The organism is Streptomyces sp. NPDC045956 (assembly GCF_056430705.1).
This window is the reverse complement of the sequence record NZ_JBWKKZ010000001.1, coordinates 147,608-168,756: the sequence shown is the minus strand read 5'-3', so window position 1 is coordinate 168,756 and position 21,149 is coordinate 147,608. Positions and strand designations below refer to the sequence as shown.

At 69.6% G+C, this 21,149-nt stretch carries 18 protein-coding genes; 9 read left to right on the top strand and 9 right to left on the bottom strand.

Going from position 1 to position 21,149, the window contains the following annotated elements; translation table 11 throughout:
* Window positions 1–218: 218 nt before the first annotated feature.
* The 3 genes from AC07FV_RS00710 (at window position 219) to AC07FV_RS00700 (ending at window position 5,143) form a co-directional block, all read left to right on the top strand.
* Window positions 219–1,256: an SEC-C domain-containing protein gene (locus AC07FV_RS00710; protein ID WP_479083668.1), complete on the top strand. Its 1,038-nt coding sequence runs from the start codon at window positions 219–221 to the stop codon at window positions 1,254–1,256.
* A gap of 79 nt (window positions 1,257–1,335) precedes the next feature.
* Entirely contained in the window at window positions 1,336–1,791 is a 456-nt protein-coding gene (locus tag AC07FV_RS00705) for an SRPBCC family protein (protein ID WP_479083666.1), read from the top strand.
* Between the two features lie 187 nt (window positions 1,792–1,978).
* The gene (locus AC07FV_RS00700; RefSeq protein ID WP_479084857.1) at window positions 1,979–5,143 is read left to right on the top strand and encodes a DEAD/DEAH box helicase; all 3,165 of its coding nucleotides are present in this window, start codon (window positions 1,979–1,981) and stop codon (window positions 5,141–5,143) included.
* Here the strand turns inward: AC07FV_RS00700 and AC07FV_RS00695 are convergent.
* Both AC07FV_RS00695 and AC07FV_RS00690 read right to left on the bottom strand, forming a co-directional pair.
* On the bottom strand, window positions 5,140–5,916 hold the full coding sequence (locus AC07FV_RS00695; protein WP_479083664.1) for a hypothetical protein: 777 nt from the start codon (window positions 5,914–5,916) through the stop codon (window positions 5,140–5,142). The two genes, AC07FV_RS00700 and AC07FV_RS00695, sit on opposite strands and share 4 nt — an antisense overlap.
* A gap of 2 nt (window positions 5,917–5,918) precedes the next feature.
* Window positions 5,919–7,112 (bottom strand): DUF262 domain-containing protein, encoded by a 1,194-nt coding sequence (locus tag AC07FV_RS00690; RefSeq protein ID WP_479083663.1) that lies wholly within the window; start codon window positions 7,110–7,112, stop codon window positions 5,919–5,921.
* 161 nt (window positions 7,113–7,273) lie between these two features.
* Between AC07FV_RS00690 and AC07FV_RS00685 the strand changes: the two genes are divergently transcribed.
* Complete coding sequence (locus tag AC07FV_RS00685; RefSeq protein WP_479083661.1) at window positions 7,274–7,936, top strand: HAD family hydrolase; 663 nt, start codon at window positions 7,274–7,276, stop codon at window positions 7,934–7,936.
* On the opposite strand, the gene AC07FV_RS00680 is transcribed toward AC07FV_RS00685, so the two are convergent.
* On the bottom strand, window positions 7,917–9,191 hold the full coding sequence (locus tag AC07FV_RS00680; RefSeq protein ID WP_479083660.1) for a transcriptional regulator: 1,275 nt from the start codon (window positions 9,189–9,191) through the stop codon (window positions 7,917–7,919). The two genes, AC07FV_RS00685 and AC07FV_RS00680, sit on opposite strands and share 20 nt — an antisense overlap.
* A gap of 189 nt (window positions 9,192–9,380) precedes the next feature.
* Here AC07FV_RS00680 and AC07FV_RS00675 point away from each other — a divergent pair, with 189 nt between their 5' ends.
* The 3 genes from AC07FV_RS00675 to AC07FV_RS00665 all read left to right on the top strand — a co-directional run bounded on the left by AC07FV_RS00675 (window position 9,381) and on the right by AC07FV_RS00665 (window position 12,896).
* On the top strand, window positions 9,381–9,917 hold the full coding sequence (locus AC07FV_RS00675; protein ID WP_479083659.1) for a hypothetical protein: 537 nt from the start codon (window positions 9,381–9,383) through the stop codon (window positions 9,915–9,917).
* Window positions 9,914–11,113, top strand: coding sequence for an ATP-grasp peptide maturase system methyltransferase (tgmC, locus tag AC07FV_RS00670; RefSeq protein WP_479083657.1), 1,200 nt, complete (start codon window positions 9,914–9,916; stop codon window positions 11,111–11,113). The genes AC07FV_RS00675 and tgmC overlap by 4 nt, the downstream gene beginning before the upstream one ends.
* A gap of 199 nt (window positions 11,114–11,312) precedes the next feature.
* Complete coding sequence (locus AC07FV_RS00665) at window positions 11,313–12,896, top strand: hypothetical protein (RefSeq protein ID WP_479083656.1); 1,584 nt, start codon at window positions 11,313–11,315, stop codon at window positions 12,894–12,896.
* A gap of 22 nt (window positions 12,897–12,918) precedes the next feature.
* On the opposite strand, the gene AC07FV_RS00660 is transcribed toward AC07FV_RS00665, so the two are convergent.
* Window positions 12,919–13,737 (bottom strand): SAM-dependent methyltransferase, encoded by an 819-nt coding sequence (locus AC07FV_RS00660; RefSeq protein ID WP_479083654.1) that lies wholly within the window; start codon window positions 13,735–13,737, stop codon window positions 12,919–12,921.
* A 218-nt stretch (window positions 13,738–13,955) separates the two neighbouring features.
* Window positions 13,956–14,429 carry a carboxymuconolactone decarboxylase family protein gene (locus AC07FV_RS00655; RefSeq protein WP_479083653.1) on the bottom strand — a complete coding sequence of 158 codons (474 nt, stop codon included), beginning with the start codon at window positions 14,427–14,429 and terminating at the stop codon, window positions 13,956–13,958.
* Between the two features lie 391 nt (window positions 14,430–14,820).
* Between AC07FV_RS00655 and AC07FV_RS00650 the strand changes: the two genes are divergently transcribed.
* Window positions 14,821–15,123 carry a hypothetical protein gene (locus AC07FV_RS00650; RefSeq protein WP_479083652.1) on the top strand — a complete coding sequence of 101 codons (303 nt, stop codon included), beginning with the start codon at window positions 14,821–14,823 and terminating at the stop codon, window positions 15,121–15,123.
* Between the two features lie 19 nt (window positions 15,124–15,142).
* On the opposite strand, the gene AC07FV_RS00645 is transcribed toward AC07FV_RS00650, so the two are convergent.
* The 3 genes from AC07FV_RS00645 to AC07FV_RS00635 all read right to left on the bottom strand — a co-directional run bounded on the left by AC07FV_RS00645 (window position 15,143) and on the right by AC07FV_RS00635 (window position 18,689).
* Window positions 15,143–15,502, bottom strand: a complete 360-nt coding sequence (locus AC07FV_RS00645; protein WP_479083651.1) for a VOC family protein — start codon at window positions 15,500–15,502, stop codon at window positions 15,143–15,145.
* A 103-nt stretch (window positions 15,503–15,605) separates the two neighbouring features.
* Entirely contained in the window at window positions 15,606–17,117 is a 1,512-nt protein-coding gene (locus tag AC07FV_RS00640; RefSeq protein ID WP_479083650.1) for an MFS transporter, read from the bottom strand.
* 96 nt (window positions 17,118–17,213) lie between these two features.
* Window positions 17,214–18,689: a DUF445 domain-containing protein gene (locus tag AC07FV_RS00635; protein ID WP_479083649.1), complete on the bottom strand. Its 1,476-nt coding sequence runs from the start codon at window positions 18,687–18,689 to the stop codon at window positions 17,214–17,216.
* 197 nt (window positions 18,690–18,886) lie between these two features.
* Between AC07FV_RS00635 and AC07FV_RS00630 the strand changes: the two genes are divergently transcribed.
* Window positions 18,887–20,254, top strand: coding sequence for an SGNH/GDSL hydrolase family protein (locus tag AC07FV_RS00630; RefSeq protein WP_479083647.1), 1,368 nt, complete (start codon window positions 18,887–18,889; stop codon window positions 20,252–20,254).
* 37 nt (window positions 20,255–20,291) lie between these two features.
* Here AC07FV_RS00630 and AC07FV_RS00625 read toward each other — a convergent pair whose 3' ends face one another.
* Window positions 20,292–21,128, bottom strand: coding sequence for a DUF1707 SHOCT-like domain-containing protein (locus tag AC07FV_RS00625; protein ID WP_479083645.1), 837 nt, complete (start codon window positions 21,126–21,128; stop codon window positions 20,292–20,294).
* Window positions 21,129–21,149 lie beyond the last annotated feature (21 nt).

Sequence of the window (21,149 nt, the reverse complement as noted above, 5' to 3'; positions counted from 1 at the left end):
CGTGAACGGACCAGGGCGTGCCCCTGCCCCCCGGGTGGGTCACCGCTCCCCCACCCGGGTCACCAACCCCCCCGGGTGGGGCGTCCGCCCGGCCGCGACGCCTGCCCGCGATCCCTGCCCGCGATGTCTGCCCCGCGATCCCCGCCCGCGATGCCTGCCCCCGCCTCTGGCCTGCGGATACCTCACCTTCGTCACCTCTCGGCAGTACGGTGTCACCCATGCGCCCCGACACGCCCGCCGAAAACGTCGACCACACCGCCGAGGCGGCCCGCCTGGAACGGACCGCCGGCCTCTACCCCGAGGACGCCGAGGCCCTGCTCCTGCGCGCCGCGGCCCACCTGGAACTGTCCGGCGACCGCCCCGCCGCGACCAAGCTCTACGACCGCCTGCTGGCCTCCGCCTCCGGGACCTCCGCGCTGGAGAACCCGTCCCTGGTCCGCGCCCTCAAGGCCTCGAACCTGTGGGAGTACGACCACGAGGCGGAAGCGAGGGCGATCATCGACGGCGTCCGCACGGCGGCGCCGCGCGACCCCGCCCCCTGGGTGATCGTGGCCGAGGCCCTGGAGGCCCACGACGAGCTGGAGGCGGCCCACGAGACGTTCACGGAGGGCGCCCGCCTGCTCCTGACGGACGTGGCGGAGCCCCCGTACTCGACGCATCCCCTCCTGTACGGCCGCCACCGCGTCCGCCGCATGCTGGGCCTGGCCCACGACGAGTGGGACGCCCTGGCCGACACCCTGCACACCATGCCGGTCTCCCTGGACGAGCTGCACGACCCGAAGCGCGTCTGGTCGCTGGGCTCGGACAACCCGGCGGACCTCCAGGCGGAGATCTCCCGCCTGCGCGCCGAACTCGGCGCCTACCGCGAGGCGCTCTCCCGCCCCTTCCCGGTCGCGATGCTCCACTGGCCGGCCGACGAACTGGCGGAACTCGTCGAGGCGTACCCGCGCCTGGCCGCCGAGTACCCGTCCCACGAGGAGCACCTGTCGACGATAGAGGCGGCCCTGCGCGAACTGGCCTCGTCCGGCACCCCCAACCTGGGCGTGGTCCGCGGCACCGTCCCCTCCTACGAGGCCTTCGCGGCGTCGGAGGGCGCGGCCCCGTCCGACCCGTCCCTCCTCCCCCAGTACGCGACGATCCTGGCGGCCCGCGGCCGCGCGGTGGCATGGCCGCCGCAGCGCGGGGCGGCCTGCTGGTGCGGCTCCCAGCAGCCGTACGCCCAGTGCCACGGAGGGTCCACCGCCACGGACCGATGAGAATCCACGCCGGCGGACGTCTACCGGTGCAACAGCCCTACGGACCACGCGGGGCGTCGACCCGAGGAGACCGGACGACATGAGCACCGAGCAGACCTCCACCCCGGCGAGCGGCTTCACCTACACCCTGACCCGCACCCTGGACGCCCCCGCGGCGCGGGTCTGGCAGGCCTGGACCACCCCCGACCAGTACGCCCAGTGGGCCCACGCCGCCCCCGGCTCCGTCACCATGGACGTCCGGCCGGGCGGCGCCTGGAAGTCCACGATGCTCACCCCCGACGGCGCCGAGTTCCCCCTCACCGGCACCTACACCGAGGTCACCGAGAACCGCCACCTCGTCACCGGCATGGACGTCCCCGGCCGCCCCGACCCGGCCCTGATGACCATGACCCTCACGGAAGAGGGCCCCCGCAACACGGTCATCACCCTCACCCAGACCTGCGAGACGGCAGAGGAACGGGACATGGCGGAACAGGGCAGCGGGATGCTGCTGGACGGGTTGGAGGGGTTCCTGGGGGACGGGGGGCGGGGCTGAGCAGCGCTGACCCGTACGACCCGGCTCGACCGCCGAAGCGCCGACCGGAAAGAGCGTGAACACTCGCCGGACGAGTGTTCACGCTCCGCTCATCTGCCGGGCCCCACACCGCGGGCACCCCGGCCCGTCACCGAAGGGCGTAGCTGGTTGTCAGTGCCTGCTGTTAAAACTGAACCACGTCGGCATGATGATCGAGGGGGGCGTGGTGGGAGAAGCGGGGGTACCGGGGCAACCGGTCGCGGGGGTCTACGAGCAGCTCATCACGGACCGTGTGCACGGTGAGCTGGAGCGGCTGGAAGCCGCTGGCTGGAAGGCCGTCGACGCAGAGGTCAGCGCGGAGTCCTCGCCCCATGTACTGGCTCGGCACATCGGTGACATGGTGACCCGCCGCCTCAGCCAACTCCCGGCCACCCAGCGGGTCCCCTTCGCGAACCGCATACTCGAGTCCCTGGCCGTAGGTACGGGTGAGCAGGGTGCCCCCGAGCCCGTCAGCTCCATCGTCGAGGGACCACGTCAGTTGCTGGCCTTGGCGGAGCAGGAGGCTCCCGGGGCCTACGCGATCCGTCCGCTCACGCCGCTCTCTGAAACGTCCTTGCTCACCAACTCGCCGGAGGACCTCAGCCTCGGCTCGGAGCTGAGGGCCGAGTTGGCCACCGCGGACCGTATCGACCTGCTCTGCGCGTTCGTGAAGTGGTACGGCATCCGGGTTCTGGAGGACTCCCTGCGCGCCGCAAAGGAGCGCGGGGTGCCGATCCGGGTCATCACCACCACCTACATGGGTGCCACAGACCGCCGCGCGCTCGACCGGCTCGTTCGCGAATTCGGCGCCACCGTGAAGGTCAACTACGAGATCCGCTCGACCCGGCTGCACGCCAAGGCATGGCTCTTCCGTCGCCGGACGGGGTTCGACACCGCGTACATCGGCAGTTCCAACCTCTCCCGTGCGGCGCTGCTCGACGGCCTGGAGTGGAACGTCCGCCTGTCGTCGGTGGCCACACCTGCGGTACTGGACAAGTTCGAGGCGACCTTCGACGCGTACTGGAACGACGCGGCCTTCGAGACGTACGACCCGGATGCCGACGGTCAGCGCCTCGACGGCGCCCTGGCCCAGGCGAGCGGGACCACAGCGCCCAGTGACCTGAAGATCAACCTCTCCGGCCTTGAGGTGCGTCCGTTCCCTCACCAGCGGGACATGCTGGAGCGGCTCCACATCGAGCGCACCCTCCGCGGACGACACCGTAACCTGCTGGTAGCGGCTACCGGTACCGGCAAGACGGTGATGGCCGCGCTCGACTACCGCCGCCTGGACCAGGAGTCGACCGGCGCTCGGCCGAGGTTGCTGTTCGTGGCCCACCGCAAGGAGATCCTCAGGCAGTCCCTGCGTACCTACCGCGAGGTGCTGGACGACGCCTCGTTCGGTGAGCTTCTGCACGGTGGCGCGGACCCGCGGGAGTGGAACCACGTCTTCGCCAGTGTCCAGTCGCTCAACGTGCAGAGACTGGAGCAGTTGGCTCCCGACCACTTCGACATCATCGTCATCGACGAGTTCCACCATGCGACGGCCTCCACCTATCGGCGGGTGATAGACCACTTCACGCCGAAGGAACTGTTGGGCCTTACCGCCACTCCGGAGCGGATGGACGGCCGCAACGTCCAGGACGAGTTCTTCGAGGGGCGTATCGCCGCCGAAATGAGGCTCTGGGAGGCACTGGAGAACGACTTGCTGTGCCCCTTCCACTACTTCGGAATCCCTGACGGCACGGACCTGACCGGCCTCCACTGGCAAAAGGGCTCCTATGCGGATCAGGAGCTCGGCAACCTCTTCACGGGCAACGACGCCCGGGCCCGTATCGTCGTCAAGCAGATCCGAGACAAGGTCTCCGACCCCGGCGCCATGCGGGCGCTCGGATTCTGCGTCACCAAGGCGCACGCCCACTTCATGGCGGACTTCTTCCGCAAGGCCAACTTCCAGGCCGTCGCGCTCGACAGCGACTCGCCAGCCGACGTACGCGCCCGGGCGCTGTCCGACCTGCGCAGTGGCAAGCTGCAAGTGATCTTTTCAGTGGACCTGTTCAACGAGGGGCTCGACATTCCGGACGTCGACACCCTGCTTCTGCTGCGGCCTACGAACAGCGCGACGGTCTTCCTCCAGCAGCTTGGGCGAGGGCTGCGGCGAACCCAGACGAAGCCAGTGCTCACCGTCCTCGACTTCATCGGACAGCACCGAGCCGAGTTCCGCTTCGAGGAGCAGTTCCGGGCTCTGACCAACCTGTCGCGGAACCGGCTGGTCGACCATATCGAACGCGACTTCCCGCAGTTGCCGTCCGGCTGTCAGATCCTCCTGGAGGGCAAGGCGAAGGACCTGGTCCTCGACAACATCAGGACCCAGCTGGGGGCCACGGTGAAGACGCTGGCGAAGGAGGTCAAGGAGTACAGCACCCCACTTCTCGCCGACTACCTGCGGGAAAGCCGCCGAGAGATCAAGGAGCTGTACAAGAGCGACAACTCCTGGACGAGCGTCCTACGCCGAGCGGGACTGCCTACCGGACCCCCTTCGCCGGGTGAGACGGCACTACTGAAGCGGGTCCACGCCTTTCTGCACGTCGACGACCTCGAGCGTGCACAGAGCTACTCGCGGCTCCTGGAAGACGATGCCCCTCCGTACGAGGCACTCGGAGCGACCGACCAGGCCTACGCCCGCATGCTGTTCTTCAATCTGTGGGACAACGCCGGCGGTTTCACGAGTTTCCAGGAGGGCCTCGCCGCCCTACGCCCGCAGCGAGCATTGCGGGACGAACTCCGGCAGGTGCTGTCGTACGTGATCGAGCAGGCGGACCACTTCCCGATCCCGCTGGCCGGCCATTTCGGCCGGGTTCCGCTGAAGGTCCACAGTGCGTACAACCGGTCGGAGATCCTGGCCGCGCTCGGCGTCGCACGCTTCGGTGGACAGATGCCGAGGTCCTTCGCGCAGGGCGTGCAGTGGGTAGAGGAGCTCCAGACGGACGCACTCCTCGTCACCCTCGAGAAGAACGAGAAGGACTTCTCCCCCACCATCCGCTACAAGGACTACGCGGTGAGTCCGACGCTTTTCCACTGGGAGTCCCAGAATGCGACCTCAGCCGACTCGCGCACGGGTTTGCGCTACCAGCAGCACGCGCGTCGCGGCAGCCATGTCCTGCTGTTCATGCGCCGCTACAAGAACACGGACATAGGAAAATCCCAGCCCTGGACGCTCCTCGGCCCGGCCACCTACGTCCAGCACACCGGCAGCAAGCCGATGGCCATCACCTGGCACCTCGAACACCCCCTACCTGCCGACGTGTGGATGTACTCGGCTATCGCAGCCAGCTAATCAGCCACCGAAAGTGTCCTATCCAGGAGGTCTCGCAGTTCGCCGAGAGAGTCTCTGACCGCATCCCACCTGGCCCAAGCGTCCCCCACGGACATCTGCTGGTAGATCGGGCTGGGAAGACTCTGGAACGGGTACTTCCCGGCAGTCGTCGACCTGTGGGCGGCCTCTCCCCGTCCGGCAGCCAGACTTCGGAGCGCGGAAACGAGATTCGCACATTCCTCGCGCACCAACGCCTTACTGAATCCCAAGGGTTCAAGAAGACGACAAAGATCCATGTCAGAGATTCCGTGACTGGCACCCACCACATCATCTCTGTACCAGTTGCTAACCCGCCCGATCAGAGTCTTTCGGTTCAATATCGGAACGTCGTACAGGTCCGCCTGCTTAGCCTTGGCACCCACTGGCTTCATCTTCCTCACCTGGGCAGGTGAGGCATAGAAGTCAACGAAGTAACCTTGCCCTTCCAACAGGTTACCGATATTCCGACGGAAATGGATTGTGAGCGCATGCAGGCAGTGATGCTGCATCATACTGTTGTCGTCGCGGGCCCAGCGAGCCAGATACTCCAAGCACTGAGACTCGACAAACTCCTCCAGCTCTGAACTACATAGGATCAGGAACGCCCGCACGCGCACTCGGACGTCGTCGAAGTACTCGTCCGTCATCTCGACCGGATCGTCCGCAATAGCGCCTTCGTCTGTCAGCATGCGAAGCTCGCGGGCGACAGCGAGAACATTGGCCTCAAGGGGGGCGACAGCTTCCCACTCAGCCATGTTCAGGACACCTCAGGCAGCACGATCACGCTACGCGGAAGATCCGCCTCAAGACCTGACAGGGCGTTTAGTCGCTGTCCCCACGCACCGAATCGCGTCCTGACCGCGTGCGGTGTCTTGGTCGTACTGCTGACCGCGTCGACGAAAGCTCGGTCCTCTTCACACAGAAGCTGGAAAGCTGCCTTAACATCATCCCCGTGCTCCAACTGCCACTGCCGCAACCCCGCATCGACCATGAAGTGCATCTGGACGTCGAAGATGGCCCTGTTGAATGACCGCTCGAATCGACCACGCGAGTACTTACGGCAGGCGTCATCACCAAAAACTTCACGCGTTGCTTCGATTGCAACATCCAGCGCATCGGCGGCACGTCGGACGCCTTCGCCCGAATCCGCACTCCAGGATTTGGTCAGAATTCTCGCCGTACCATCGAGGAAGTTCTTCAAGTTGCCTTCGTAAGGCTGAACTCCACAGTGGAAGGCAAGAAATCGGAGCAGCAATTCCGCATCGACCATACGACGATCAGGCTTGCTCTTGTTCAGGAGCGCGCGGAGTGCAACGCTAGACCCAGACCGCTCATCAACGAAGTCCATGAAATCACCTGGGAAAAGCGCCTGCCGCAGTTCCTGCGGAGACAATTTCAGACTTCCCGAGTTAAGGCGGTAGAACACCGTATAGAGAAAGTCCTGACTGTGCCATTTACGCAGCAGAACGGCTCTGATAGTGGCGTTCTCGAATCGAACTGATTCGACCGGAAAATCTTCCTGCATCACGTCATAGGTTATGCCATTGAGTTGTTTCGTTTCCGTCAGTCCAGTGAGCTTCAGACGTTCGGCCAGCCAATCGACGTCTCTCGGATCGGCCGGGTCCGCGCAAAACTGACGGATCGCAAGAAGGCGTTGCTTACCATCAATTACCATATATCGACCCGGCGTCGTTTGATCCTCCGCAAGGACGATCTGCGGAACCGGGTAACGCTGAACCAACGACTCTATGTACCTGGACTTGGCGACCTTCGTCCATGCGTCACGGCGTTGGAAGCTCGGGTTGAGGTCGATGCGACCCTTGCGCATCTGGCTCACGACTGTTTCGACTGTCCAGTCGACCGTCGTCGTCGCGGCCTCATCATCGTCCCAAGCCGAGAGGTCCTGCTCGTCCTCGCCAGACTCGTCAACATATTCGTCCAGGTCAGTCATGCCTCGGAGTGTATCGATCAAAGGCCCGTTGCAGTGCACAAGCGCCAAATGATCTGCCTACTAGTCGCACCTACGACTGCTCGACTCAACAAGCCCATGTAGGTGCCGGCCAACTGAAAGGATCCCCTGGGTGTCCCACAGCACGTCTGTACCCTGCCCCCATGATTCGCGCGGTGGTCTTCGACGTCGGTGAGTGTCTCGTGGACGAGACCCGGGAGTACGGGACGTGGGCGGACTGGCTTGAGGTGCCGCGGCACACCTTCCACGCCATGTTCGGCGCCGTGATCGCTCAGGGCCGCGACTACCGCGACGTCTTCCAGGAGTTTCGACCCGGGTTCGACCTCTACGAAGAGCGCGAGAAGAGGGCCGCCGTCGGGCAGGCGGAGACCTTCGGTGAGGACGACCTGTACGACGACGTCCGAGCGTGCCTTCGGCGACTCCGCGCTGATGGTCTGTGGCTCGGTATCGCGGGGAACCAGACCGTCCGCGCAGGGCGGATCCTGCGCGACCTCTTCTGCGCAGACGTCGACCTGATCGGGACGTCCGACGACTGGGGCGCCAGTAAGCCCGACCCCGAGTTCTTCAAGCGGGTCGCCGACGCGGCGCCTTTCGACGTCGACGAGATCCTCTACGTCGGCGATCGCTGCGACAACGACGTCCGGCCGGCCCGTGAAGCGGGGCTGCACACCGCACTCGTGCGCCGTGGTCCTTGGGCCACCATCCAGTGGCACAGCGCCGAGGCCCGGGAGTTGCCGACCTTCCGCATCGAGAGTCTCGCAGCACTCAGCGACGCGATCACCCTCTTCAACGGCTCAGAGCGCTGACGGTCGTCGACCAGTCGTACAGTCGGTCGTCCAGGTCGCGGACGCAGCGCTCATGTTGGTGAGGCGTGAGCGCGCGACGGACTTCGCGTACGCGGTCCATGCCCGTCGCGTACCACGTGATGGCGAGTTGATCGAGAGCCTTTCCGGCGTATGCGCAGGCGTCCTCGGGGTTTCCGGCCGCGACCTCGACCGCGGCCAAGTCGCCGTACACGACAGTGCGTTGCTTGGCCTCACCTGGGGTCAAGGCCTCCAGAGCCCCCAGCAGCGCCTCGCGGGCCTGCGGGAGGTGGCCCGCGAGCAGATGGGTGTTGCCCTTGAAGGCCGCGAGCCTTGCTGGAGAGAACCAGTCCATCCACTCGGGTGACGGGTGCTCGTTACCGTCCTTCAGGACGTCCTCCGCACGGCCGATCAGATGCAAGGCGGTACGAGTGTCACCGCACCTGGTCTCACACTCGGCCTCGACGGCGCCCAGCCAGGCCAGGAACTCGGCCGACGCCGCGGCCCGCCGCGCATAGGTGCGCGCCGCGATCATGCGGTCCAGGGCCGCGTCTCGGTCTCCGGCCCACCCGGGGATGAAGGCCATGTGCGCGATGATCGCCGAGCCGAGCATCGGGTCGTCGGCTTCGCCCGCCGCCTGGAGGGCGAGGAGAAGAGTCTCGTGCGCCATGCTCGGCTCGCGCATGTCGAAGAACTCGATCCGGCCCGCCAGGAGGTACGTCTCCGCCAGCGCTGCCGCGATCACAGCGCGTGTGGGACTCGCCGTCTCCGGGAGTAGCACGCAGCCCAGCGTCGCGTGCGCCAGGACGGCAGGGTGCAATGCGGCTGGCGCGACCGACCAGTAGAGCCGACGGTGAGACCTGGTCACCGCCTGGAAGTCGGCTCCTACGGTGACCGGTTGAGAAGCCGCACCCCCTCGACTGGGCGTCACCACCCGCCCCAGGGACGTGGCTCCCCCGGCGACCAGCGTGCGACGCACAGGGTCGGGCTTCGGCCCATTTGATCCCCACGGCGGAGCGAATCCGAGTGCCTCCAAGCTCTGACCCAACAGATGCACCAGGACGCGTTGGCAGTCCGGCTGCGGCCACGGAGGGTTGTCCGACTCCCAGCGACGGACCTGTCGTACACCGATGGACAAGCCGCGGATGCCCATGCTCTGAGCGTGATCCGTAAGGGCGTCGGCCAGGTCCTGCTGTGAGTTGAACCCGGCGGCTACGCGTGCGGCCTTGAGCCGGATGTTTCCTGTCGGCCTGGACACGGGACCTCCTGCTGACGACTACTCCGAGCCTCCCACATAAGTCCGGTAGGAGACGGCCTGTCACTCGCAGGCTGTCATCAACGTCCCATCAGCGCCCCCTCAGAGACCTCTCTAAGCCCTATTTCCGGAGCCTTCCGGTGGGGAGTCTTAGGCGCTGTACCTCACCATGACGGAGTCCAGGAGGCCCCGGTGTACACACAGGACGCTCTCGATCGAGTCATCTCCGAGTGGCTCGCGCGCAGTGACCCTGATCCGGAACGGGCTCGCCGGGAGTGGGCGACCCAGAGCGTCGCGCTGCTTCCCCTCGGCGAGCGGTTCGCGGCTGTGCGGCTGCCCGCCCGCGTAGTTCACGCCGCTGTCCGGTCTGAGGACAGGGACCGCGTCGCGGTGAGTCTGGGGGAGTTGCTCGGCGGATCGATCATTCACGACAGCCGAGTGGGAGGCGGAACCTACTACGCCCTGATCCAGGCGCACGCCGCTCTCGTATGGGCGTACGAGGACGTCGCGGTCTGCCTCGGTCACGGCACCTACCTGGGGGTTCCGCGCATCGACCGCCAGCAGCCACCTGGCACGTACTGGGTCGTTCCGCCACGGTACGAAGGCGACTTGTGCGCCCCGCGAGCAGTCATCGCCCTGATGCGCGACGGGCGGGCACGGCTGGACGCACCGGCGGTCACCGATGCGTTCGCCGACCTTCTGAGCACGGACGGATGTGGCACAGCATGACGACGCCCACCGACCTCGCCAACGACGCCGCCGCGCTGCGGCACGCGATGGTGAGGGCCTTCGCTGAGACCGGGGCTCCGCTCGCACCTGCCTGGCAGGCGGTCGCGGAGAGGGTGCCCCGCCACGCCTTCGTACCCGGCTTCTACCTGCCCGCTGGCGCATGTGACGATCGGGGACTGACGGTGTGGGAACCGGTCACCCCCGACCTCGACTACGGGCGCTGGCTGGCGGCCTTGTACTCGGACACCACGTTGGTCACCCAGCTCGACGGCGAGGAGACCGATTGGAAGAACCCCACCGTCCGGCGTGGAGGGGCGCCCACCTCCTCGTCCACGCTGCCTTCCCTTGCACTGCGTATGTGGTCGGACGCAGACGTCGCTGAGGGGCACACGGCCCTTGAGGTCGGGACGGGGGCCGGGTACTCGACGGCACTCGCCTGTGAACGGCTCGGGTCGTCCCACGTGACCAGCGTCGACGTCGATCCCGACAGGCTGGAGACGGCGGCCGAGGCACTGTACGGCTGTGGATACACGCCGACTCTGGCACGGGCGGACGGGCTGTACGGGTACTGGCCCGAAGCCTGGTTCGACCGGATCGTGGCCACCTGCTCCGTCCGCGCCGTACCTCCCGCCCTCCTGAGGCAGACACGGCCCGGCGGAAAGGTGCTGCTCCCCTTGTCAGGCTGGCTGTACGGCAGTGCTCGCGTCCTTCTCACCGTCGCCGCGGACGGCACCGCCGAGGGTCCTCTGCTGCCCGGCGCAATCTCTTTCATGGCCGCGCGGACACACGCGGTACCGGCGTACGGAAATCCGGCTGACTGGGCCGCGGGTCTACCCCAGGGTCCCCGGTCGGCGCGGCACGCCCCGGAGCGGCTTACGGCTGCGACCGAAGAGGCCTTTCATCTGCGGTTTCTCGCCCAGATTGCGGTACCGGACGCCCAGTTGACCACCATCGACGGGGTCCTGCATCTGGTCGACGTCGTCTCCGGCTCCTCCGCCGCGCTCACGATGGACGGTGACACATGGAAGGTGCGGGAGGGCGGGCCCCTGCGGTTGTGGGAGCGGATCGAGCAGGTCGTCGACGCTTTCGACACCGCGGGTCGTCCTGGGCCGGACGCCTTCACCCTACGAGTGGACGGCGAGGGACAGCAGTTGTTGCACCCGGGCATGCCTCCACTGCCGTTGATCGTGTCGTGAGAACCGTCGAGGGGAGAGAGAACCGCGTAGCACAGGGCCTGACGCGACGGTGCCCCGCCACACGGAGGGGGCGGACCGGCCCGCCTCCCTTTTCCACGCGTGCCGTGGTGTCCGCGCGGAGTTTCTCCGCCGTACCCCTCCTGTTGGCCACGCCCGGCTAACTTCGCCTCGCCCGGTCAGGCCATGGAGAGGTACGTGCATGAGTACTCCGGTCCACCGCACCTCCGCACAGCCGTCGCCAGCCGTCCTGGTCTCGGCACGGCAGCGGCGGGAACGGAGCCGGGCCGGGGGTACGTCCGCGACCTCGGCCGAGCAGGCGCTCCTGGAGTTGCAGGCCGGCGTCGGCAACCGGGCCGCGACCGTGGCGGTGCAGCGGGCCAAGGGCGCGGCGGCAGGCGGGAAGGCGTCGGAGGGGGGCGACGCGGCCGCGCGGGCGAAGAGGAACTACCGGGACGTCATCGCCGGCTACCTCGACCGGTTCAAGAAGAATCTCGAACCCATCGACACCTTCATCAAGGGCGTCCAGGTGCCCACCAACGCGGGCTTCACCCAGCAGGCCGCCGCCACCGTCAACGAAGGGCTCAAGCACTCCACGGCCGCCTCGGGTACCTCCGCCGCGTCCGGCAACTTCCTCACCGAGGCCGCCGGGACCGTGGTCAGCGGTATGGACGCGGTCAAGTCGAGGAGGGAGGCCCAAAGGCACGAGACGGGGGCCGACCACCACAGGACCGACCGGCGGTCCAGGATGAAGGGCGCCGACGCGGTCGTCGGCGCCGCCAGTTCGGGAAGCTACGTCGCCGCGGGCGCCAAGGAGGCGACCAAGCTGCACAAGGCCGCGGGGGCCGCGCTGGCGTCCGAGGCGAGTGGAGTCGCCAGCGGGGTCGTCGGCCTGGTGAAGGGCGCCCGTGCGGCGGTCCGGGTCGGGAGGACGTCCGGCAAGTACAAGGACCTGAAGAACCTCGGGGACCCGAATCTGGTCCACGAGGCGTCGCTGGCCCGGCTGGACGAGGAGCGGCAGGCGGCCAACTGGGCCGCGGCCAGGGCGTACGTCGCGCTGGACGCGTACTGGGACCAGGGCCGCGAGGACGGGCTCGACGGCGTCTCCGAGGCGCTCGACGTGGCCTCGGAGGCGATGGACGGCGCCCTGGACGCCGCCCGGAAGCTTCAGCACGCCGAGGAGGACGTGGAGACCCTGAACACGGTGCACGGGTACGCCACCAAGAAGCAGCGCTACAAGATGGGCAAGGACGCGGTGACCGCGGTGGCCGAGCCCACCAAGGCGGCGGCCGGCATCGTGACGGCGGTCGCCGCCACGGCGGGAGGGGCCGGACTGGCGAGCAACCCGGTCGGCTGGGGCCTCGCCGCCGCCGGGGCCGGCCTCCTGCTCGGCGTCACCGCCTACAAGGCCGGCCGCGCGGGCACGAAGCGCTACGAAGAGGTCCGCCACCCCGACCGCTGGGCGCCGCGGGGCGAGGACCCCGCGGAGGCCGCGTCCCGCACCGACTCGCTGAAACACGCCCTGAAGTTCTGGAAGAAGGTGTCCAAGGGCGAGCGGCAGGCCATGGCACGCAAGATCTACGCCCTGGCGGCGGGCCCCGCCGTCCCCGGGAGCCACACCACCACGCCCGAGATGCGGGAGTCCGCCAGGGCCCTCCTCGTCGCGCTGAAGGCGGGCCCCGCCCACCACAAGCTGGAGCCGGAGGCGTGGGCGGAGAGCCTCGACGACCCGGCGAGGACGGCCTCCTGGATCGCGGAGATCGCGGAGCAGCTGGCCTCCGGGTGACGGGCGGGCGCGGCGCGCCGCGTCAGGGCTTGCGCGCCACCCCGCAGTACGCGTCGACGGCGACCGCTTCCGGGGTGTCCGGGTCCGGGCGCCACTCCGTGACCCGTACGACGCCCGGGGCGAGCAGGTCGAGGCCCTCGAAGAAGGCGGCGATGTCCTCGACGTCCCGGACGTAGTAGGGCGTCGCGCCGCTGGCGTTGTACGCGTCGGAGGCGGCGATCATGCCCTCGCTCGTCGCGGTGCTGTCGCTGATCACCAGGTGGCTGCCCGGCGGCAGGCCTGCCACCAGGTGGCGGACCAGGCCGCGTGCCTGGTCGAGGTCGGCGACGTGGCCGAGGGTGTTGAGGATGATCAGGGCGATCGGGCGGGAGAAGTCGAGGGTGCCGGCGGCGGCCTTCAGGACGGTGTCGGGCTCGTAGAGGTCGGCGTCCAGGTAGGCGGTCCTGCCCTCGGGGGTGCTGGTGAGCAGCGCGCCCGCGTGGGCCAGCACGATCGGGTCGTTGTCGACGTAGACGATCCGGGCGTCGGGGGCCACGCGCTGGGCCACCTCGTGGGTGTTGTCGGCGGTGGGCAGGCCGGTGCCGATGTCCAGGAACTGGCGGATGCCGTGCTCCGCGACCAGGTGCCGGACGGCGCGGCCCAGGAAGAGCCGGCTGGCGAGGGCCACGTCGACGAGGCCGGGGAAGATCTCCTTGATCTGGTCCCCGATCTCGCGGTCGACCTCGTAGTGGTCCTTGCCGCCGACGAAGTAGTTCCAGAAGCGGGCCGAGTGCGGTGTGGCGGTGTCGATCCTGGCCCGTATCTCCTCGGTGGCCGCGAGGTCGGAGTGGGTGTCCGGCACGGCAGGGTCTCCTCGGGGTCGACGTCTGTGATCCGGACACCAACCTAGCGCCGCCGGCGTCGGGATGGTGTGAGAAGGGTGACGCCGACGCCCGGGTGTGCGGGGGGAGTTGGGGGCGGCTGACGACTCGTTCGCGCGCGGGGGCGTCGCCCGCCGGTTCGCGGGGCGTCGGCCGCCTACTCGCGGGGCGTCGGCCGACTCGGGGGCCCGGCCGGGTGTCAGCCGAACATGCCCGGCTGGTAGTCGCCCGCGGGCTGCCGGGTGATGGCGTTCACGCGGTTGTACACGTTGATGAGGGCGATCAGCCCGACCAGCGCGGCCAGCTGGTCCTCGTCGTGGTGCGCGGCCGCGTTCGCCCAGGCCTCGTCGGTGACGCCGCCCGCGGCGTCGGCGAGGCGGGTGCCCTGCTCGGTCAGTTCCAGGGCGGCGCGCTCGGCGTCGGTGAACACCTTCGCCTCCCGCCAGGCCGCGATCAGGTGGAGGCGCGTCGCGGTCTCACCCGCCTCCGCGGCGTCCTTGGTGTGCATGTCGAGGCAGAGGCCGCAGCCGTTGATCTGGCTGGCGCGGATCTTCACCAGCTCCTGGGTCGCGGCCGGCAGCGTCGAGTCCGTCAGGATCTTGCCGGCCGAGTTGATGTGGCGCAGGAACTTGCCCGCGATCGGGTTGGCGAAGACGTCGAGACGAGCGTTCATGGTGCGTCCGTTCCTTCGGCGTGTGGGGGGGGTGTGTTGTCGGCGTGGGCTGGTGTGCGTGCGTCGGGTGGTCGGGCGGGCGTGCGGTGGGTGCCCGGGGTGGGCGGGCCTTCGCCGCGCCCGCCCCGGGGGCGTACACCGCTACAACGAGGTACGCGCGCGGACGTGACAGGGCGAACGGGGGCCGCGGCCGTGTCCCGGCCGTTCGGCGTGGTGCGGCCGGCCAGCCGGGTGGGTGCCGTCGTCACCCGGACGCACCCCGGCGTGTGCGCCGTGCCCGCTGCCCCCGGCGCGTGCTCCGCCCACGTCGAGGACTAGCCTCGGCCCCGGTACTCGGCGCGGCAGCAAGCCCCGGTACTCGGCGCGGCAGCGACAGGAGCAGGAGGCAGACATGGCGAAGGTACCCAGCGCGGTGGTCGCCGCGAGCGGACTCGTCGGCGGGTACGGCGTGGCCCGCTGGACGAAGAAGCGGCAGCTCGGCGGGGTCGTGCTCGCCACCGCCGGAGCGGCCGCGGCACAGCAGTGGCGGGAGCGGGCCGGCGGGCGGGCGGCCGGGGCGCTGACGGCCGCGTACGTGGCCGGTTTCGCCGGGTCCCACCCGCTGGCCAGGAAGGTGGGCGCGTGGCCCGCCGTCCTCGGTGTGGCCGGTGCCGTGGCGCTGGCCTCCTGGGCGGTCGCCGACCGGCGGGCCTGAGACCGGGAAGCCCTCTCGGCTACGGCAGGTGCGTGAGGACGTTCACCACCCGCCCGTCGGGGGCCCGCACGAAGAAGCGCCGTACGCCCCACTCCTCGTCCCGCAGGTCCCGTACGATCTCGGCGCCCGAGGCGAGCACCTGGGCGTGGACCGCGTCGACGTCCTCGACCTCCACGCTCAGGTCGGGGACGACGGGCGCGGTCCGCTCCTCGGTGAAGAAGCTGATCTGGGCGGTGGGGTTGGCCGGGGAGGCCAGGGTCGTCACCCAGCCCATGGCCATGACCTCCTCGAAGCCCAGCAGGCCGTAGAAGTCGCGGCTCGCCGTGAGTTGTTCCTCGGACTCGACCCGGTGGTTGGGGACGACGCGGCGGACGGTCATCGGGCGGCTCCTGACGCTCGGGGGGAGGGCGGCTCCTGACGGTCGGACAGACCGCTCCTGACGGTAGATGGGCCGACGCTGCGCCACGGCCGGTGGGCCGGCGCTACGCCTTCGCCGTCCCGGAGCCGGACGGTCCGCCCGGCCCCGCCCCCACCGAGGACAGCGGCTCCGCGATGTCCTCCAGCGAGCGCCGTTCCGCCTTCACGGCGAGGAACGCCGCCACCAGGCCGGCCGCGCACATCAGCCCGGCGCCGATCTGGAAGGCGAGGACCGTGTCGGCGACCACCCCGGACTCGGTGAGGTCGGCGAAGAGCAGCGGGCCGCTGATGCCGCCGGCGGCGGTGCCGAGGGCGTAGAAGAAGGCGATGGCCATCGCGCGGGTCTCCATCGGGAAGATCTCGGAGACGGTCAGGTAGGCGCTGGAGGCGCCCGCCGACGCGAAGAACAGCACCACGCACCAGCAGGCCGTCATCGTCGTCGCCGTGAGCGAGCCGCGGTCGAAGAGGTAGGCCGTGCCGAAGAGCAGGATGCCGGAGAGCAGGTAGGTGCTGGAGATCATGATGCGGCGGCCGACCGTGTCGAAGAGGTGGCCGAGGAGCAGCGGGCCCATGAAGTTGCCGGCCGCGATGACGGCGAAGTAGTAGCCGGTGCTGCCGGTCGGCACGTCGAAGAAGGTGATGAGGATGGCGCCGAAGCCGAAGGTGATGGCGTTGTAGAGGAAGGCCTGGCCGATGAAGAGGGAGAGGCCGAGGACCGCGCGGCGCGGGTAGCGGCCGAAGACGGTCTTGGCGATGAGGCCGAAGCCGATGCTCTTGCGCTGGTGGATGGTGATCTCACCGGCCGGCGGGGGGAGTTTCTCGCCCTTCTCCTCCTCGATCTCCCGTTCGACCGAGGAGACGAGGGTGTCGGCCTTCTCGCCCTGGCCGTGGATGAACTGCCAGCGCGGGCTCTCCGGTACGTGCCGGCGGACCAGGAGGATGACCAGGCCGAGCACGACGCCGAGGCCGAAGCTGAGCCGCCAGCCGAGGTCCTTGGGGAAGATGTCGGTGTCCAGCATGACGATGGACAGCAGGGAGCCGCCGATCGCGCCGAGCCAGTAGCTGCCGTTGATGATGAGGTCGACGCGGCCGCGGTACTTGGACGGGATCAGCTCGTCGATCGCGGAGTTGATCGCCGCGTACTCGCCGCCGATGCCGAAGCCGGTGAGGAAGCGGAAGAGGAAGAACCACCAGGACTCGAAGGACAGGGCCGTCAGCGCGGTCGCCGCCAGGTACACGACCAGGGTCGTGATGAACAGCTTCTTGCGGCCGTAGCGGTCGGTGAGCCAGCCGAAGAACAGGGCCCCGCAGCAGGCGCCCGCCACGTACAGGGCGGCGGCGAGGCCGGTGATCTGGGCGGAGCTGATGTCCAGTCCGCTGCCGTCCTCGGCGATGCGTCCGGCGACGTTGCCGACGATCGTGACCTCCAGGCCGTCCAGGATCCAGACGGTGCCCAGGCCGATCACGATCATCCAGTGCCACCGGGACCAGGGCAGCCGGTCCAGGCGGGCGGGGACGGCCGTGGTGACCGTACCGGTCGGGTTGGGCACCGAGGCCGACGACGATTCTGCTGTCATGGCTCCCTCTCCGTCGAGCGAACGCCTCCCTTGTGCCCTGCACCGGGAGGAACACGCCCGCCGCGCCGGGAGGCCCGAGGGCCGCCCGCGGCGGCCCTACGCCCCCAGGATGCGGGAGACCGTGTAGATCAGCAGCCCGGCGAGCGAGCCGACCACCGTGCCGTTGATCCGGATGAACTGGAGGTCGCGGCCGATGTTCGCCTCGATCTTCTTCGTGGTGTGCTCGGCGTCCCAGCTCGCCACGGTGTCCGTGATCAGGGAGGTGATCTCGCGCCGGTAGGTGGTGACCACGTACACCGCGGCCCCCTCGACCCAGCCGTCGACCTTGCCCTGCACCTTGGGGTCGGAGGCCATCCGGGCACCCAGCGACAGCAGCGAGGCCCGCACCCGCAGGCGCAGTTCGCTGCGCTCGTCCTCCGCCGCGGAGACGATCATGGATCGTACGGCCGTCCAGGCGGACGCGATCAGGTCCTGGACCTCGCCGCGCCCCAGCACCTCGGTCTTCAGCCGCTCCACGCGCGCGCGGGTGTCCGTGTCGGCCTGGAGGTCGGAGGCGAAGTCGGCGAGGAAGCGGTCGAGGGCGCCGCGCGCCGGGTGGGCGGGCATGTCCCGCATCTCGGTGACGAAGCGCAGCAGTTCCTTGTAGACGCGCTCGCCGACCCGCTTGTCCACGAACCGGGGCGTCCATCCGGGTGCCCCGCCCTGCACGGCGTCCATCACGGAGTCGCCGTGCAGGACCAGCCAGTCGTGCGCGCGGGAGACGACGAGGTCGACGGCCCGCTTGTGGCCGCCGTCGGTGACGACGCGCTCCAGCAGCTTGCCGATGCCGGGGGCGATCTCCTGGGCGTCGGCCCGCCGGGTGATCGCCTCCCCCACCACCGCCTGCACGTCGGAGTCGCGGAGCACGGTGAGGGCGCCGCGCAGGGCGGCGGACAGCTCCGCCGTCACCCGGTCGGCGTGCTCGGGCACGGCGAGCCAGGCGCCGAGCCGGCTGCCGATGCCGACGGCGCGCAGCCGCTGCCGTACGACAGCCTCGGAGAGGAAGTTCTCGCCGACGAACTCGCCGAGCGAGACGCCGAGCTGGTCCTTCTTCTTCGGGATGATCGCCGTGTGCGGGATGGGCAGGCCCAGCGGGTGGCGGAAGAGGGCGGTGACCGCGAACCAGTCGGCGAGCGCGCCGACCATGCCGGCCTCGGCGGCGGCGGCGACGTAGCCGGCCCAGGCGCCGGCGCCCCGGTGGGCGGCCCACTCGGCCAGCACGTAGACCACGGCGACGAAGAGCAGCAGGCCGGTGGCGGTGAGCTTCATGCGGCGCACGCCGCGGCGCTTCTCCTCGTCGGCCGGGCTGAAGGACGTCATCGCCCGGTCGCGGAAGGCACCGGGGGCGCCGGGAGAGCCGGGCGCTCCGGAGGCTCCGGAGGCGGTGCTTCCGGCCTTCACGGGAGGCCGCACGCGCGTCCCGCCGCCCGTACCGGCGCCCGTCCCGCCGCCGGTTCCGGCGCCCGTCCCGGTGTCACCGGTACCGCCGGTGTCGCCGGAACCTTCCGGAAGTCCCGCTCCACTGCTGTCCATCCGCTCCACCGTTCACTGTTGCGTCCCGCACACATTGTCCCTTCCTGACCGACTCCCGGAACGGAACACAAGTTCCCGGCGTCTGTCCGGGAGGGGGAACGCCCGGGGGTCGTACGGCCTTTCCCCGACCCATGACGCATCATGGGGTCATCGGACCGGAGCCTCGGGCTCCCCTCGCCCGAGGAGAACAGCACAGCATGACCCGGGGTCGTGACGGAGGTACGGGGGCACCTCCCACCCAGCACCGTGCCCTGCTCGCGGCGATCGTCACCCTGATAGTGGCGATCTCCGCGGCCATATACGTCGGCGCGTCCGCCGACGACGGCACCGGGGACCGCACCCCACCGGTCGCCGGCGGGCGTTTCCCGGGGGGCGAGGCCGCCCCCGCATCCACCGGCACCTGGGTCGGAGCCTGGTCCACCGCACCGGCGGCGGCCGAGCCGGGCACCGAGACCACCGGCATGGCGGGCCTGTCGGTGCGCAACGTGGTGCACCCGAGCGTCGGCGGCACCAGCGCCCGGATCACCCTGTCCAACCTGTACGGGCAGTCCCCGCTGACCATCACGCACGCCTCGGTCGCCCTGGCCGCGGGCCCCGACACCGCCGCCGCGCTCGCCGACACCATGCGCCGGCTCACCTTCGCCGGCAGCCCCCGCGTCGTCATCCCGCCGGGCGGACAGGTGATGAGCGACATCGCCCGCATCGCCGTCCCCTACGGCGCGGACGTCCTGGTCACCACGTACTCCCCGGTCCCCTCCGGACCGGTCACCTACCACCCGCGCGCGCAGCAGATCAGCTACCTCGCCGAGGGCGACCGCGCCCTGGACGTCACGGCCGTCGCCTACACCACCGAGACCCGGTACTGGCGCTACCTGACCGCGCTGGACGTGCTGAGCCACGAGGCCGAGGGCACCGTCGTCGCCTTCGGCGACTCGATCACCGACGGCCTCGGCTCCGGGACCAACGCCAACCACCGCTGGACCGACGTCCTCGCCGAGCGCCTGCACGACGCGGCCCGCAGCGGGCGGGACACCCCCCGCTACAGCGTCGTCAACCAGGGGATCAGCGGCAACCGCATCCTCACCAGCAGGTCCGGCCGGCCCGCCGACAACCCCAGCGCGCTGAGCCGGTTCGAACGGGACGTACTGGGCCGCACCAACCCCAAGGTCGTCGTCATCCTCATCGGCGTCAACGACATCCTGCACAGCCCGGAACTCGCCGACCGCGACCGCGTCCTCGAAGGCCTGCGCACCCTGACCGGCCAGGCCCACGCCCGGGGACTGAAGGTCGTCGGCGGAACGATCACGCCGTTCGGCGGCCACGCCGGCCACACGCCGGCCCGCGAGACGATGCGGCAGGAGATCAACGAGGAGATCCGCTCGGGCCGCGTCTTCGACACGGTCGTCGACTTCGACAAGGCCCTGCGCGACCCCTACGACCCGCGCCGGCTGCGCGCCCAGTACGACAGCGGCGACCACCTGCACCCCAGCGACCAGGGCTACGCGCGCATGGGCCGGACCCTGGACCTGGACGACCTGAAGGGCGCCGCGCCGGTCCAGCTGTGACCGGCCCGCGCGCCGGCCGCCGGGCGCGGGGCGCGGCTCAGTCCTCGTCCCGCCTGCGGCGGTCCCGCTCCTCGCGGCGCAGCTCACGCTCCTCGCGGCGCTCGTCGCGCAGCCCGCGCATCATCTCCCGGTGCCCCTCGATCATGCTGTGGTGCGCGTCCGCCAGCTCCTCCCGGGTGGAGGAGTGCGCCTCCCCGCGCCCGGCCGTGCGCTCCAGCTTCTCCTGCCGGCGCTCCTCCCGGACCCGCAGCTTCTCCGCCCGCGTCAGCTTGCGGCGGACACCGACGCCGCCCCAGAAGGCGAAGCCGGTCACGATCACGCGCGGCGCCCCCGTCTCGCCCGGCACACCGGACTCCCGGTGGTCGAAGTCGCCCATGACACCGACCCCGCGGACCAGCACCTCGACCCCCGGCGGCACGATCACGTCCACCCCGCCCATGATCGCCACGCAGTTGATCACGACCTCGCGGTCGGCGAAGTACGCGTCCCGCAGATCGATCTCCCCACCGCCCCAGAAGGCGAAGGAGTTGAACCGCTTGGGCACCGTCCAGCGCCCCTTGCGCTGGAACCCGGACATCACGGCCACCGCCCACGACGACGACCCCTCGCCACCGGTGACCCGGCCCGCCCAGTCCCCGTCCGCCACCGGCTCCTTGGTCATCGACACCCTGGGCGTCACGACTCCCCCGCCGACCGGCAGGTCCCTGGTGATCGGCGCCAGCTCCCCGTACGTACGGGCGCTGTACGTGGCGTCCAGCCGCTCCTCGAACTCGGTCATGTCCAGGCGCCCCTCGGCGAGGGCGTCCCTGAGGACCTCGGCGACTCGTTCACGGTCGGCGTCGGATGCGCGGAGTTCCGGGGCGTCGTCGGTCATGTACAGCAGCCTACGAGGTCA